Below are 14,083 nucleotides of genomic sequence, written 5' to 3'. Positions count from 1 at the left end.
TCCTATTCCGCCCCGGTGTGGCAAAGGGCGGTCCAGAGGTTCCCGCCAAAGTATTCCCTCACCCGCGCATCGAGCGCCGGGCCGTCGGCGGCGTCCTTGAGGATGGCGAAAACGGTCGAACCCGATCCCGACATCGCCGCCGCGCGCACCTCCGGCTGCTCCGTGAGCCAGCGGCGCAGGATGGGGAGGAAGAGGAACTTCTCAAACACCGGCCGCTCGAGTGAATTCACGATGCGAACCCACCCCAGGTCGGCTTCCGTCTCCCATTCTCCTGGCAGCGATTGCGAGTCGCGCCAGTTTTTATAAGCCCATGGAGTGGGCACGCCAAAGGGCGGCTTGATCAGCAAAAGCGGGAGCGTCTCGGGAATCTCCGTCGGCTCGATGATCTCGCCCCGTCCCCGGCACCAGGCCGGCAAGGTACGGACAAAAAACGGAATGTCCGACCCGATGCGGCTGGCGAGCTGCTCCAGATCGGGAGCGCTCATGTGGGTCTCAAAAAGGGTATCCAGTGCGACCAGCACGGCGGCGGCATCACTGCTACCTCCACCAAGACCAGCGCCCATCGGGACGCGCTTCTCGATCTCGATATGGGCGGCGAATTTCAGCCCCGTGGCCTCGGAGAAAATCTGGGCCGCCTTGACCGCAAGATTGGAATCCCCCGTCGGCAGCGCCGGATCATTGCTCCGAACCTTCACTGTGCGCCCGATGGCGGTCTCTATGGTAATCTCATCCGCGAGGGAAATCGGGACCATGAGAGTCTCGATATCATGGAACCCGTCCTCGCGGCGACCGAGGATACGGAGTTGCAGGTTGACTTTCGCCGGTGCTCGCAGCTTCATGGCGCGCGCATCCTGTGCCAATGTCTGCTTCCGCTAAAGAAAAATTCATCGTCGCTCTGGACGCCCCAGACGCCTCCTCCACGTACCAACTCCTCGACCGCCTGGGCGATTCGGTCTCCTGGATCAAGGTCGGCCTCCAGCTTTTCACCGCCGAAGGACCGTCCATCGTGCGGGAACTCAAGGCACGAGGCTACCGCGTGTTCCTCGACCTGAAGTTTCACGATATTCCCAACACCGCCAAGGAAGCCGTCGCTTCCGCCGCCAAACTGGGCGTCGATATGACCACCATCCACCTCGGAGGCGGAGCCAAGATGATCGCCGCTGCACAATCGGCCGTCGGCGACTCCGGCATGCTCATCCTGGGCGTGACGGTGCTGACCAGCTTTGACCAGGCCCAACTCGAGGGCGTCGGAGTACACGATCCCGTGGAATCTCAGGTCAGCCGCCTCGTGCGCCTCGGCTACGACAACGGAGCACGCGGCATCGTGTGCAGCCCGCTGGAGCTGCCTGTCCTGCGCGCCACCTATGGCGATGAACTCACCATCGTGACGCCCGGCGTACGCCCCGCAGGCGGGGACAAGGGCGACCAGCAGCGCGTGATGACCCCGGCGGAGGCAATTCGCGCCGGAGCGAGTTATCTCGTGATCGGCCGTCCTATCACGGGAGCAGCCGATCCCCGGGCCGCGGCCCTGGCTATCACCGAGGAAATCGCCTCGGCGTAATCAATCGCGGAAATTCTTGAAGGCGAGGGCGACGCCATAGTCGCCAGCGCGCAAGGCGGCGATGACCTTCTGGAGATCGTCGCGCTTGCCGCCCGTCACGCGGATCTGGCGATCCTGCAATGAGGCTTGCACCTTGAGATTGAGAGCCTTGATCGCCTTGTTGATCTCCTTGGCCTTGTCGCCGTCGAGACCCTGCTTGATCACGAGCTCCTGCCGGGAGTGGCCGAGCGGCGAGATGTCGGGGTCTTTCTGCTCGATGTTGCGCAGGTCGATATTGCGCTTGGCCAGCTTGCCGATCACGATCTCGCGCAGAGCCTTCATCTGGGCTCCATCGTCGACACTGAGCAGGATCGAGCCGGTCTTGGCGTCGATCTCGATCGAGGTGGTGAGGCCTTTGAAATCAAACCGCGAGGAAAGCTCGCGCAGCGATTGATCAACCGCGTTTTTGACCTCCATGCGGTCAACTTCGGAAACTACGTCAAATGAGGGCATGTCGTCAGGATGCCATCGGGGAGCGCGCGCTGCAATATTTCGCCAACGCGGCAGCGAGGTCCGTCGTGCGGATGGGTTTGGCGAGATAATCATTCATCCCGGCCCGGATGCACTTTTCGGCATCCCCTTGCAGAGCCTCGGCTGTCAGCGCGATGATGTAGCAGGGTTTACGCTTGTTTTCTCTCTCACTTTCGCGGATTCGAGCCGTCGCCTCGAGACCATCGAGCTCAGGCATCTGGATATCCATGAACACGAGATCGACGTCGGTCTCGGTAACCGCCTCATACGCCATGACGCCATTGGAAACGCACCGGGCATCGATGCCAAACTTGCGCAGCAGCGTGGCGATGAGCGCGGCATTGACCTTGTTATCCTCCGCCACGAGCACCCGCGATCCGGCCAGGATCTCATCCACTCCGGGCGTGCAGGACACGGTGACCTTGCCACCCGATCGCTGCGGTAGCTCTCCACCAGCGGCGAGCTTGACCATGAAAACAAATTCCGACCCGGAGGCGCGCTCCGGATTAACCCAGATGTCGCCTCCCATGAGCTGGCACAACCGCCGACAGATGGTCAGCCCCAGACCGCTGCCTCCGAACTTGCGCGCCGTCGAAGGGTCCAGTTGATCAAAGCTCTTGAAGAGCAACGGTATCTTCTCAGATGGAATGCCTATGCCGCTATCAGACACGCTCACGCGCAGGAAGAAAGCCGCATCCCCCGGCCCGGTAAAAAACCGGTCGGTCGCTTTGGTGATCTCGCGAGGATCACCAAGGGAGGCAATGATCTGAATATTGCCCGAGCGGGTAAACTTCACGGCATTCGACACCAGGTTCGAAATCACCTGCCTCAGGCGCATGGAATCGCCTACCGCAGTAGTGGGCAGAGTCGGCGCGACGTCCCAGGTGAGCGTCGTCCCATTGTCCCGCGCCTTGGGAACGAAAAGCTCGCTCGCCTCGCGGATACACTGCCCGATGTTGAAGCCCACGTTTTCAATGGTCAGCTTGCCGGCCTCGATCTTGGAAAAGTCGAGCACGTCATTGATGACGGTAAGCAGTGACCGTCCGCTGGAACGGATCGTTTCGACGAACCCCTTTTGCTCCTCATCCAGCGTCGTCTCGGCCAGCAAGTCGGAAAATCCGAGCACCCCATTGAGCGGAGTACGGATTTCGTGGCTCATCATGGCCAGAAACTCCGATTTGGCTCGCGTCGCGACCTCCAGCTTCTGGTTGAGCGAGATGAGCGCGGTATTGGAATCCAACAATTCGCGCTGGCTCTCGCGCAACGCATGCATGGCCTCATCGCGATCGAGCTGGGCCAGGTAGGCGGAGGAATGGTACCTCACACGAGCAAGCAGTTCCACACGATCGGGGAGTTTGACGAGATAGTCGTTGGCTCCTGCGGCAAAGGCATCGCGCTTGGTTTCCGGCTCCTCCCGTACCGAAAGGACGATGACCGGCACCTGGCGGAGCGTGGAATCGGCACGATAAAGCCGCACCAGATCGAGACCACTCACTCCAGGCATCACGAGATCCTGCAGAATGACGGTCGGGCGGATCTTTCGCGCCTGATCCAGGGCGGACGCTGCATCCGCGCAAAAATGGAAGTCGATATCGTCCTCTATGGCGAGGGCTCGGCGGAGAGATTCTCCGACCAGTGCCTGGTCGTCCACGAGCAGGACCATTGCGCGACTAGGGTTGATAAATTCGTTCATGGGATTGGCGAGTTGCTCCAGGCTTCAATGCGGCTGGCGATACGATCAAGTGGCAGGACTTCCCGGGCGGCCCCATTCTCTGTGGCGGCGCGAGGCATTCCATAAATGGCGGCCGTCGCCTCATCCTGGGCGATGGTCAGGTGGCCCGCTGTACGGAGGCACATGAGTCCCCGGGCGCCATCACGCCCCATCCCGGTGAGAACGACCCCCATGAGGTGCGCCGTTCCCTGCGTCACAGCGCTTTCGAAAAGCACATCGACCGAAGGCTGGTAGGAGAGATCGGGGACGCTGGTATAGCGAAGACGCCGATGGCTAAAAGTCAGGTGCCGCCCACCCCGGGACACCACCACCTCGCCCGGCGGCGGCTCCTCGCCTTCCTCAGCAAGACGCACGGGGAGCTGCGTTTTCGCATCGAGCCAGGAGGCGAGTTCGGCATCGAATCTCGCATCAATATGTTGCACTATGATCACAGCAGCCCGCAGTGAGGCAGGCAGCTGCTCGAGAATGGTCATGAGGGCGGCGGGGCCTCCCGCGGAGGAGCCAATAAGCACACAGGCGTCGGCAACGCCCTCCTTTCGCGTCCTGGAGCCGCCCTTTCGAAAAATCGCGGAAGGGGCCGCAATGGAAGCGACCGAACGGATCTTGTCCACCAGGATGCGCCGCGCCTCCGAGGACCCGAATGCAGGTGTGGTTACTGCATCGACAGCACCTGCTCCCATCGCTTCAAAGACAGCGGAGACATTTCCCTCGACCGATCCCGTAACAACCAGAATCGGACAGGGCGTCTCCCTCATGATCTGCCGGGTGGCCTCGACTCCGCCAAGCACTGGCATGACCAGATCCATAAGAATGATGTCCGGCACGTCATCCCGGCATTTCTGAACGGCTTCCGAACCGTCGACCGCCACCCAGGCCTCAGCAAAACCCTCCTCGGCCGCGATCACCTCTTTCAACAGCGCGACTGCGGTGAGCGAATCATTGACGATGGCGATTCTCATCACGCCACCGACGGCTGCCCGAGCAACTCGCGCACCGCTCCCAGGATCGACTCGTCCTGATAACTCGATTTCGTCAGATAGTAGTCTGCTCCGGCTTCCAGGCCGCGGGCGCGATCCTCATCCCGCTCCTTGTAGGACATGACGATGACAGGAAGGTCGCGGAGCTGGGCATTGTTGCGAACGAGCTTTACGAGCTCGATGCCATCGAGCCGGGGCATGTCAATATCCGTCACGAGAAGATCGTATTTCCCGCTGCGTAGCGCATTCCAGGCATCCGCTCCATCCACGGCAGTATCGACTTCATAGCCTTGGCTGACGAGGAGCTTGCGCTCGAGCTCACGTACCGTGAGCGAGTCGTCTGCCACGAGGATGCGGTAACCCGGGCCGGTCTTGTCCTCTGGGAAAATCGCACGGTGCTGGGAGGCGGCGGAGAAATTCGCGGCAGTCACGGAGAGATCATTGATGTCTAGCACGATGACGACTTCCCCGTCCTCCAGCAAGGCGGCAGAGCTGACATCCTGCGTGCGGCCCAGCCGTCCATCGAGACGCTGCAACGACAACTCCTTCATCCCAAGCAGGCGGTCGACTGCCAGACCGATACGGCCCTGCCCCGAGGGAATGATCACGAGGTTGATTCCATCGTTGGAAACGTCTCCCTCCCCCACCTCCAGGACTTGCGCCGCACTGAATATCTCCACCTTTTCCCCTTCGAGGAATGCATGCTGAATGCCGCCGATGAGATGCACATCGGCCCGAGTGACCTCCACGATGCGCTCGATCCTCGCCAGCGGAAAGGCGTACCGCTCTCCCGAGACCTCGACCACCACGGCGCGGAGCAGGGAGAGCGCCACGGGGAGAATGATCTCGCAAAGGAAGCCTCCCATTGCGCTTTGACCCAGCCGGATCGATCCCCCAACCTCGTAAGCCATCGAGCGTACGGCATCGAGCCCGACTCCTCGCCCGGAAATTTCCGTAACGCGCTCACTGAGCGAGAAACCGGGCAGGAGGAGAAACTCGGAAAGCTCCTGGTCGCTCATCTGGCGGGCGTGCTCCTCGGCGGAGAACCCCCGTCGAATGACCGTCTGGCGGATGGTTTCGACATTCATTCCACGGCCATCATCGGCCACGGAAACACTCAGCCATCCCGCATGATGATGAGCAGTGATCTCCAGCCTTCCACACGGGGGCTTCCCGGCAGCGAGACGCTCCGCGGGAGTTTCCAGACCATGGTCGAGAGCATTGCGGATCAAATGGGAAAGCGCACCCTCAAAGCGGTCGATCATATCGCGATCCACCTCGGTATCTTCGCCCTGGATGACCAGATCGACCTCCTTGCCCAAGTCGCGAGCCAGATCTCGGACAAGGCGGCGCAACGCCCCGGCGACATCACCAAACGGGCGCATGCGGCAGGAGAGCGTCTCCCGATAAATACGGCCGCAGAGTTGCAGCAGACGTCGATCATGCAGGTCTCGTCGTTCGCTCTCCTCGGCTGCCAGAGACTGGCAGGATGAAGTCAATGCACCCGCCTGCCGCAGCAACTGTCGCTGCCTCGGTGTCAGATCGGAGTTGCGGAGCTCGCTCAGTACGGTCTGCAGAGAACGTAACGCGGCGCGTACCGCCGTCACTCCCGCACCGGTCTCTGCGGCGGAGACGACAGCCTGTCCCGCAAGAGCCAGCAGATTATCCAGGCGCTCAGCATCGAGGCGGACATCTTTCTTTCCATGCTCCGGTTCCGGAGCAGGCACGGGCTCCATCACCGCGGCAGGAACCGGCGCCGGCATGACTGGAATCGGAGCCGGCCGCAAGTCCGAACACTCGGCCAGGAAACGCTCGATACGGGACGCGCTTTCGGCGTGATCGGGAGTGATGCTCAGGTCGCGGAGAAGGTCGACTCCACTCAGAAGCACATCGACCGTTTGCGCCACAGGCGCTACGTTTTCCTTCTGCGCCTTGACGAAAAGATCCTCCATCGCATGGGCCACCCGTACAGCGCCATCATTACCCACGATGCGAGCCGCACCTTTCAGCGAATGCGCTGCTCGCATGAGAATCTCGAGAAGAGGCGCCACATCGCTGGCTTTTTCCAATCGGAGAAGAGTGTCCGACAGAATCGCGCACTGCTGCTCCGCCTCCGCGCGGAACAGCTCGTCCATGGAATATCCGCTCAGGTCATCGCCCTTCATTCGATCGCCTCCTGCAAGCTTGCAACCAGACGCTCTGCATCAAGGCACACCACTGGCTGATTGATATGAATGGCGACACCACGGCTCACTCCCGCCAGCGATGCGCTGGCGCCCTCACGCAATTTCTGGAGTGCTGACAGGTCAATCTCCTCCAACCCCCAGGCGGAACTCACCCTCACGGCGACCTGCGTATGCCGCCACTGGAGGATCAACATCCGTGCGGCAGACGCATCCTCGGAAAGCGCAGCGGAAGTTTGAAGGAGACGCTCAAGGTTCACACATACCACGACGCGTCCATCGGCATTGAAGAGACCCTCGATGTTTCCCGAGACTCGATGAGGTATTCGCCGGATCGAACCGACCGGCAAAGTCGACGCGATCAAATCCGGCGGGAAGCCGAGCCAGTCGCCTCCCACCCGGGCCACGAGGAGACGCAGCCTTCCCTCACGGCTCGCCTCGACTACAGGAGGCCGGGCGATCTCCGCAGCCCACTCCACGCGAAGATCCGCAGGAAGGGAACGGACCAGACGCGGCCCGTTCACGAAGGCATCCTCCGTGAGACTCGGCGTTCAAATCGCCCGGCAGCGTCGGTGCGACCCTGCTTGCGCAGGAGCAAGGCCATATGGTGCATCGCCTCCTGGTGCGCAGGCTCCAGATAGAGCGTCTGCCGGTATTGGGCCTCGGCCTCGACGATATTCCCCAGGGATTCCTCGATCAGCCCGAGGAGGAACCTGCCTGCAGCGTCGTCCGGTCTCACCGCAAGCACTCGACGCAGCATATCCCGAGCCTCCTGGACCCGGCCTTGGTCGGCCAGCTTCCGCGCATCCTCGACCGTCATCTCCGGCGGAGCCGCATCTGGCATGAAGCGTGGTGCAGAATACCCGATGGCCCGGCGGCGAGGGGCAAGAGTGATCGGCTTGGGCTTGATCACCGAGGGTGCCATCGCCGGATCGGTCGATGCCTGCACAGTGAAGCTCATTTCCAGTCCGGTCGTCCGCCACCCGTAAACCGACATCGCCGCAGGCTCCGCGGGCCCGAGAAAAAGCATTCCACCCGGCAACAGCGCGCGATGAAGCAGATCGGATACACGCTGCCGGCTGGGATTATCGAAGTAGATCATCACATTGCGGCAAAAGATCGCATCCCAGCAGGCCACATCCTCCATGAGCAGGAGATTCGAGCGGCGAAAGTCGATCAAATCAAGGTATTGACTACGCACTCTCCAACCTTCACCTGCATTTTCGAAAAATCGTTCCTGCCAAGGCCCGATCTCTCCGCGGAAGGAATTTGACCGATAGACGCCCGCACGTGCCGTCTGGATCGCAGGTTCGCTCAGGTCAAACGCCTCGATATGGAAATCCCTGGGCTTCCATCCCGCCTCGAGGAGGGAAAAGGCAATAGAATACGGCTCCTCTCCCGTCGAGCAAGCCGCGCTCAGGATGCGCAGGGGACGCTTCTTGTGCTGGCGGGCCCACTGCGTCAAGGCGCGAAAGGATTCCTCGTAGCGAAAGAAGAACGTCTCCGGCACCACGAAATCTTCCAGGAGAGAACGAAGTTCCGCAGGGGAGGATCTCAGCTTCAACAGATAATCCTCCAGCGGACTTCCTGGGTCTGTGCGACGCTCAATAGCCTTGATCAATTGCTGCCGGCCCGTCCCGGAGGTTTCAAACCCGGCATGCTCGTTCACAAACCCGGCGATCTGGTCGATCACGTTCATGCCACCTCCCCTGCCTCATACCAGTCGAGACTTTCGAGGACGTTATCTGGCAATACCGATGGAAGCTCAATTCGCTGGATGAAGGAACCACCCACAGGTGAAACCTCTCCCAGGCAGGGATCCGCCGTTGCCCCCGGAGAAATGAAGGAGTCCTCCGAAATAGCCGATACTCCATCAACGCAGCCAACGAGGATTCCCACCCGACCGGAACGAAGCCCCGGCACCTGGCACAGGACGATGCGGGAGCCAAAGGCTTCCGGCGTATAAACTCCCTGAAAAAGCAGCCCGAGATCAACCACGGGAACAGACTGCCCCTGATAGTTCAGCACGCCGACGAGCCCCCGTACTGCGCCGGGCAGGGGCTTGAGGACGGCATACGGCAATACCTTGTCGACCGCTGTGGCCGGCAAGGCGTAGGCGTCGTCTCCGATGCGGCAAACGACGTAGAGCATATTACCGCAGTTTGAACCGGGAGACGGCTTTTTGAAGCCCCCCGGTCGCCTCGTTGAGCTGCTCCACTGCCCTGTTGGAATCGCGGATGGCGTCCGCCGTCTGCCGCGCGGCATCACCAAGCTGGACGAGCGCCTCGCTGATCTGGGCCGACCCCTGGGTCTGGGTGCGCATGCCCTCGTAAACAGATTCCACGCCGGGCGCGAGCAACTGGACCTGCTCAATCATGCCATCGATCTGGCGGGTGACATCAGTCACCTCGTGGGCATTGCGGCGCACCTCCTCCGAAAACTTGTCCATCCCCATCACGCCGGCAGACACCGAGGCGAGCATCTCCTTGACCATCTGCTCAATGTCGAGTGTAGAGGCCGCAGTCTGATCGGCCAGCCGGCGGATCTCGGCGGCAACCACGGAAAAGCCGCGTCCGTATTCCCCCGCTTTCTCAGCCTCGATGGCGGCATTGAGCGAGAGGAGGTTGGTCTGGTCGGCGACCTTGGTGATGGTGGTGACGACCGAACTGATGGTCCCGGCGCGATCATTCATTTCTCCAAACCGCGCGGTGATTGCGGCTGAGGCGTCGATGATATGCCGCATGACCTGATCCATTCGTTGCAGCCCCTCTTTGCCATCAACAGCGAGGCCCGCCAGTCTCTGGCACACCTCATTCATATTATCGGCAGCCTTCAGCAACTCGGCCGCCGTCACGCTGATCTCCTTTGATGTGGCGCTGATCTCGGTGGTCGTGGATGCCATCTCGCTGGCAGTGCTTTGTTGCTCCTTCGACGCGGCCGCGATCTGCACTGCGGACGAGTTGACCTGCACGCCCGAGCGCTGCACCTGCTCGATCAGGTCGGAAAGCTTGGTCACCATATCGGCCTGCGATTTGCCGACCACGTCCTTGTCGGAGAGAGGCTTCACCTCGACCGTCAGGTCGCCGGAAGCAAGACGCTCGCTCAGTTTCGCCGATTGCCGCAGGGACGACACCATGCTCCCGAAAGAACGCGTAAGGGCATGAATCTCCTCGAGCTTGGACTTCTCGGGAAGCTTTACCTCAAGATCCCCTTCCGAGACCGAACGAGCCGCCTCGGTAATCTCCGCGACGGGTCGGAGAATGCGACGCGAGGTCACGATGCCCGAGAAGATCATGACAATCACAGAGACCGGAATGCCGATGACGAGTACATCGAGCAGGAACGCGGCGGCGCTCTGCGCCTCCTCGTTGCGGGCGCCCTGTTCATTGAGCTGAGCCTGCTTGATGACATCCAGCCGCTGTCGGATGCGATCCATTGCTTCCTTTCCCGCCCCCTGATTGACAATCTCAAGGGCGGCGGCACCCTGCGCGCCACGCCTCAGGTCGATCGTATGGGCGAGCTCCGCAAGCTTGTCATTTACCGCTGTCTGCAATTCCGCCAGCCCATCCTGCCCCAGAGCTGATTTTCCTACCAGCAGCTTCAGGGTATCTACTGCGGAGGGAAGACGGGATATCGCCGACCGATAGGGTTCCAGATAAGGCTCGGACCCGGTGAGCAAATAGCCGCGCTGCCCGCCTTCCGCATCCTGGACCAGGTTCAGAACCTGATCCGAGGCGAGAATAATCTGCGTCGCATTCCGCCGCTGGTCAAAGGCGTCGAGCATCTGATGAGAGGTCCAATACGCGGTACCGCCCAGTGCGATGACGAAGAGAAGGGAAATCGCATAACCCGCAGCGATCTGGCGGCTGATAGTCCAACGCATAGCTATCTGGCCACCCTAACGATTCCGCCAGATCGACGCAACGTTGCAGTCTATTTCAGGCGAAAAAACCCTTCCGCTGTCTGGGTGGTGGCAGAAGCGAGGTCTTGTAGTGAAATCCCCCGCTCGGCGGCGATCTTTTCCGCAACGAGGCGGGTATGGGCAGGCTCGCAGCGTTTCCCTCGAAACGGCACCGGCGCGAGGTAGGGGCAATCCGTCTCCACCATGAATTTGTCCAATGGCAACGTGACAGCGCATTCGCGCGCCAGCCCTGCGTTCTTGAATGTCACGATACCCGTGAAAGAGACGAGATGGCCGAGGTCGAGAATCTGGCGGGCCTGGTCGGGGAAATTGCCAAAGCAATGGTACACTCCACGCACCTTGCCGGTATAAGGCTTGAGAAGATCGAGCGTATCGTCCCATGCGTCACGTTGATGGATGACGACATTCAGCCCGAGTTCCACCGCGAGATCGAGCTGGGCGCGGAAAGCATCCGCCTGGGCCGACTTATACGCTCCATCCATCACGGCAGCCTGGGCGTCCTCGGGACTTTCCGCCTGGAGAGCCGCCAGAGCCGGAGAAGTCTGCAAGGTTTCGCTGGGTAGATGATGGTAATCGAGGCCCGTCTCGCCGATGGCAGCCACCTTGGGATGCCGGGCCAGCTCACGGAGGGCGGGCAGGAAATCCGCTTCCTCCTCGAGGACATTGGTAGGATGCACCCCGACAACAGCGTAGACCTGCGGATACTTTTCCGCGAGCGCGATGGCCCGGGCACTGCTATCCAGGCCAGTGCCGATCGTGATGACCCGCGTCACCCCTTCGTTTGCGGCACGAGCCAGCACCTCGTCAAGGTCCTGCTGGAAGTCCGGATAATCGAGATGCGCGTGGGTGTCGATGAGCATGGCTTAAAGCTGGCACATCTTCCGACGGGAAGCGAGGGCGGAAAGCCCCTGCCCTACCACTGGACGACAGAACTGGCGTAGGTCAGACCGCCGCCAAAGACCACCATGAGAATATAATCGCCGACCTTGAACCGGCCGAGTCGATTGGCCTCGTCGAGGGCGATCGCGACCGCCGCCGCGGAGGTATTACCGTATTTGTCGAGGTTCATGTGGAATCGCTCGAGCGGCAGGTCCATACGATCGGCCAGGGCCTCGATGATGCGGAGATTGGCCTGGTGAGGAATCACGCAGGTAAGATCCTCCACCTTGAGACCGGCGCGATCCAGCGCCGTGTTGGCCGCAGCCATCATGGAAATGACAGCCTGCTTGAAGGTCTCACGACCGTTCATGTGCAGGGTGTTCAGGCGTTGGTCGACATTCTCTGCGGTGATCGGCACGGCGCAACCGCCACCCGGCATGTGCAGGATGTCGCCGTAGTTGCCATCGCTCCCCATAAAGGTATTGATAACACCATGGGATTCAGCGCGATAGCGCAGGATGGCAGCTCCCGCTCCGTCGCCGAAGAGCACGCAGGTATTGCGGTCATTCCAGTTGACGATGGAGCTGAGACGATCCGCACCGATGACGAGAATGGTCTCGTAGGTGTGATTGCTGATGAACTGCTGCGCAACCTCGATGCCGTAGAGAAATCCCGAACAAGCCGCGGAAATATCGAAACAGGCCGCATTCTTTGCCCCCAGCTGACGCTGGACATGGCAGGCGGTCGAAGGAAAAAAGGTGTCCGGAGTGACCGTGGCCACGACGATGAGCTGAATCTCCTCTGCCGTCACTCCCGCCTGCTCCATGGCGCGCTGGGCGGCCTTGGTCGCCATGTGGCTGGTGAATTCTCCCTCGGCAGCGATGCGGCGCTCCTTGATGCCCGTACGGGAGACGATCCACTCATCCGTGGTATCGACCATCTTTTCCAGTTCTGCGTTGGTGAGAACCTTCTCGGGAACATAGCTGCCGGTTCCGACGATGGAAACGGCGCGGGAGGGCTTGCGCACTTTACTGCGCGGCGAGTTTTTCATGATGGGTATCGATGGCCTCTACTATGCGCTCATTGACCCGTTGGGCAACAAATTCGCGCGCAACGCGCACCGCATTCTTGATGGCCGTCGGAGAGGAGTTGCCGTGGGCCTTGATGCAAACGCCGTTCACTCCGAGCAGCGGGCTGCCGCCATACTCGTCGGTGCTGGTCTGCTTGCGAATCGCCTGGAACGCGCCTTTGGTCAGCCACGCGCCCAGCATGCGGACGGGAGATTTCACGATCTCCTTCTTGATCCACTGGAAGAGCGACTTGGCCAGCCCTTCCACGGTCTTGAGGAGGATGTTGCCCACAAAGCCGTCGCATACGACGACCTCGACAGGGTCTTTAAAAAGCCCATGCCCCTCGACGTTGCCGGCGAAATTAATGGGCGCCTGCTCGAGGAGTTCGTAGCAGGACTTGGTAAATTCGTTGCCTTTGCTCGCCTCGGTGCCGATGGACATCAGCCCGACGCGGGGCTCCTTGTACCCCAGGATCTCGCGCACGTAGATGCTGCCCATGATCGAGTAGCCTACGATATGCTCGGGAGCCGGATCGATATTGGCCCCTGCATCGATGAGCAGAAACCCTTTGGGATCGGCCGGGATCACGACAGCAAGCCCGGGGCGGTGAATCCCGCTCAGGGTTCTCAGCTTGATCGTCGCGGCGGCGACGAGCGCGCCGGTATGTCCGGCGGATACCACGGCATCCGCCTTCCCTTCCTTGATGAGATCAATCGCACGACTGACCGAGGAATCCTTCTTCTTCCGTACACTCTCGAGTCCGCTCTCGCCCATCTCCACGACCTGCGAGGCATGATGGTACGAGACGCGATCGGCGACTCCGCTCAGGTCGTGCTTCGCTACCTCCGCACGGACCTTGGCTTCGTCGCCGACGAGAATGACGGTGAAATCGGGATACTGGCGCAGCGCCTGGACGACGCCCGCAACGGGGTTCGCGGGGGCATAATCACCCCCCATGGCATCCAGAGCCAGCCTCATTGAAAGAGGAAGGGCCGACAAGCGGCCCCTTGATCTATTTTTGCGACTGTGCTGAACAAACCAGCCATGGCGCGCCGGGAACTACTTATTCAGCAGCGTCGACGGTCAGGACCTGGCGTCCCTTGTAATATCCGCAAGCCGGGCAAGCGGTATGCGAGCGCGCGGCGGCGCCGCACTGCGGGCACTTCGAAAGCTTCGGCGCATGCCAGCGGTTGGCCGCCTTGCGGGTGCGAAGGCGCATCTTAGAGGTTTTACGTTTAGGAACTCCCAT

Annotated in this window: 14 protein-coding genes; 1 reads left to right on the top strand and 13 read right to left on the bottom strand. The window is 61.0% G+C overall.

The features are described 5' to 3' along the window. Positions 1 to 2: 2 nt before the first annotated feature. The gene (gene ispE / locus TSACC_RS18240) at positions 3 to 839 is read right to left on the bottom strand and encodes a 4-(cytidine 5'-diphospho)-2-C-methyl-D-erythritol kinase (RefSeq protein ID WP_075080912.1); all 837 of its coding nucleotides are present in this window, start codon (positions 837 to 839) and stop codon (positions 3 to 5) included. A 20-nt stretch (positions 840 to 859) separates the two neighbouring features. Here ispE and pyrF point away from each other — a divergent pair, with 20 nt between their 5' ends. Next, positions 860 to 1,561, top strand: coding sequence for an orotidine-5'-phosphate decarboxylase (gene pyrF, locus TSACC_RS18235; RefSeq protein WP_075080911.1), 702 nt, complete (start codon positions 860 to 862; stop codon positions 1,559 to 1,561). Here the strand turns inward: pyrF and TSACC_RS18230 are convergent, their stop codons facing one another. The 12 genes from TSACC_RS18230 to rpmF all read right to left on the bottom strand — a co-directional run bounded on the left by TSACC_RS18230 (position 1,562) and on the right by rpmF (position 14,083). Next, positions 1,562 to 2,053 carry a YajQ family cyclic di-GMP-binding protein gene (locus tag TSACC_RS18230; RefSeq protein WP_075080910.1) on the bottom strand — a complete coding sequence of 164 codons (492 nt, stop codon included), beginning with the start codon at positions 2,051 to 2,053 and terminating at the stop codon, positions 1,562 to 1,564. Between the two features lie 4 nt (positions 2,054 to 2,057). Further along, the gene (locus TSACC_RS18225) at positions 2,058 to 3,764 is read right to left on the bottom strand and encodes a response regulator (protein ID WP_084400653.1); all 1,707 of its coding nucleotides are present in this window, start codon (positions 3,762 to 3,764) and stop codon (positions 2,058 to 2,060) included. After that, positions 3,761 to 4,762 carry a chemotaxis-specific protein-glutamate methyltransferase CheB gene (cheB, locus tag TSACC_RS18220; RefSeq protein ID WP_075080908.1) on the bottom strand — a complete coding sequence of 334 codons (1,002 nt, stop codon included), beginning with the start codon at positions 4,760 to 4,762 and terminating at the stop codon, positions 3,761 to 3,763. The genes TSACC_RS18225 and cheB overlap by 4 nt, the downstream gene beginning before the upstream one ends. Continuing rightward, entirely contained in the window at positions 4,762 to 6,945 is a 2,184-nt protein-coding gene (locus TSACC_RS18215; protein WP_075080907.1) for a hybrid sensor histidine kinase/response regulator, read from the bottom strand. Before TSACC_RS18215 ends, cheB begins: the two co-directional genes overlap by 1 nt. Beyond that, positions 6,942 to 7,487, bottom strand: a complete 546-nt coding sequence (locus TSACC_RS18210; protein WP_075080906.1) for a chemotaxis protein CheW — start codon at positions 7,485 to 7,487, stop codon at positions 6,942 to 6,944. The genes TSACC_RS18215 and TSACC_RS18210 overlap by 4 nt, the downstream gene beginning before the upstream one ends. Continuing rightward, a complete protein-coding gene (locus TSACC_RS18205) occupies positions 7,484 to 8,662 on the bottom strand; it encodes a CheR family methyltransferase (RefSeq protein WP_075080905.1) in 1,179 nt (392 codons plus the stop codon). Before TSACC_RS18205 ends, TSACC_RS18210 begins: the two co-directional genes overlap by 4 nt. Then, positions 8,659 to 9,114 (bottom strand): chemotaxis protein CheW, encoded by a 456-nt coding sequence (locus TSACC_RS18200; RefSeq protein ID WP_075080904.1) that lies wholly within the window; start codon positions 9,112 to 9,114, stop codon positions 8,659 to 8,661. The genes TSACC_RS18205 and TSACC_RS18200 overlap by 4 nt, the downstream gene beginning before the upstream one ends. A gap of 1 nt (position 9,115) precedes the next feature. Beyond that, positions 9,116 to 10,846 (bottom strand): methyl-accepting chemotaxis protein, encoded by a 1,731-nt coding sequence (locus tag TSACC_RS18195; protein ID WP_075080903.1) that lies wholly within the window; start codon positions 10,844 to 10,846, stop codon positions 9,116 to 9,118. A 50-nt stretch (positions 10,847 to 10,896) separates the two neighbouring features. Then, entirely contained in the window at positions 10,897 to 11,745 is an 849-nt protein-coding gene (locus tag TSACC_RS18190; RefSeq protein ID WP_075080902.1) for a TatD family hydrolase, read from the bottom strand. 53 nt (positions 11,746 to 11,798) lie between these two features. After that, positions 11,799 to 12,815 carry a beta-ketoacyl-ACP synthase III gene (locus TSACC_RS18185; protein WP_075080901.1) on the bottom strand — a complete coding sequence of 339 codons (1,017 nt, stop codon included), beginning with the start codon at positions 12,813 to 12,815 and terminating at the stop codon, positions 11,799 to 11,801. Further along, a complete protein-coding gene (plsX, locus tag TSACC_RS18180) occupies positions 12,793 to 13,812 on the bottom strand; it encodes a phosphate acyltransferase PlsX (protein WP_075081428.1) in 1,020 nt (339 codons plus the stop codon). Before plsX ends, TSACC_RS18185 begins: the two co-directional genes overlap by 23 nt. An 85-nt stretch (positions 13,813 to 13,897) precedes the next feature. Continuing rightward, positions 13,898 to 14,083: a 50S ribosomal protein L32 gene (rpmF, locus tag TSACC_RS22640; protein WP_075080900.1), complete on the bottom strand. Its 186-nt coding sequence runs from the start codon at positions 14,081 to 14,083 to the stop codon at positions 13,898 to 13,900.

It is taken from the genome of Terrimicrobium sacchariphilum, from assembly GCF_001613545.1.
In the GTDB taxonomy this organism is placed as follows: Bacteria; Verrucomicrobiota; Verrucomicrobiia; order Chthoniobacterales; family Terrimicrobiaceae; genus Terrimicrobium; species Terrimicrobium sacchariphilum.
Note: the sequence above shows the minus strand (reverse complement) of the source record. Positions and strands in the feature narration are given on the sequence as shown.

Coding starts and splice junctions, on each gene's coding strand:
- ispE (WP_075080912.1), bottom strand. CDS start 839: ATGAAGCTGCGAGCACCGGCGAAAGTCAACCTGCAACTCCGTATCCTC.
- pyrF (WP_075080911.1), top strand. CDS start 860: ATGTCTGCTTCCGCTAAAGAAAAATTCATCGTCGCTCTGGACGCCCCA.
- TSACC_RS18230 (WP_075080910.1), bottom strand. CDS start 2,053: ATGCCCTCATTTGACGTAGTTTCCGAAGTTGACCGCATGGAGGTCAAA.
- TSACC_RS18225 (WP_084400653.1), bottom strand. CDS start 3,764: ATGAACGAATTTATCAACCCTAGTCGCGCAATGGTCCTGCTCGTGGAC.
- cheB (WP_075080908.1), bottom strand. CDS start 4,762: ATGAGAATCGCCATCGTCAATGATTCGCTCACCGCAGTCGCGCTGTTG.
- TSACC_RS18215 (WP_075080907.1), bottom strand. CDS start 6,945: ATGAAGGGCGATGACCTGAGCGGATATTCCATGGACGAGCTGTTCCGC.
- TSACC_RS18205 (WP_075080905.1), bottom strand. CDS start 8,662: ATGAACGTGATCGACCAGATCGCCGGGTTTGTGAACGAGCATGCCGGG.
- TSACC_RS18200 (WP_075080904.1), bottom strand. CDS start 9,114: ATGCTCTACGTCGTTTGCCGCATCGGAGACGACGCCTACGCCTTGCCG.
- TSACC_RS18195 (WP_075080903.1), bottom strand. CDS start 10,846: ATGCGTTGGACTATCAGCCGCCAGATCGCTGCGGGTTATGCGATTTCC.
- TSACC_RS18190 (WP_075080902.1), bottom strand. CDS start 11,745: ATGCTCATCGACACCCACGCGCATCTCGATTATCCGGACTTCCAGCAG.
- TSACC_RS18185 (WP_075080901.1), bottom strand. CDS start 12,815: ATGAAAAACTCGCCGCGCAGTAAAGTGCGCAAGCCCTCCCGCGCCGTT.
- plsX (WP_075081428.1), bottom strand. CDS start 13,812: ATGAGGCTGGCTCTGGATGCCATGGGGGGTGATTATGCCCCCGCGAAC.
- rpmF (WP_075080900.1), bottom strand. CDS start 14,083: ATGGGAGTTCCTAAACGTAAAACCTCTAAGATGCGCCTTCGCACCCGC.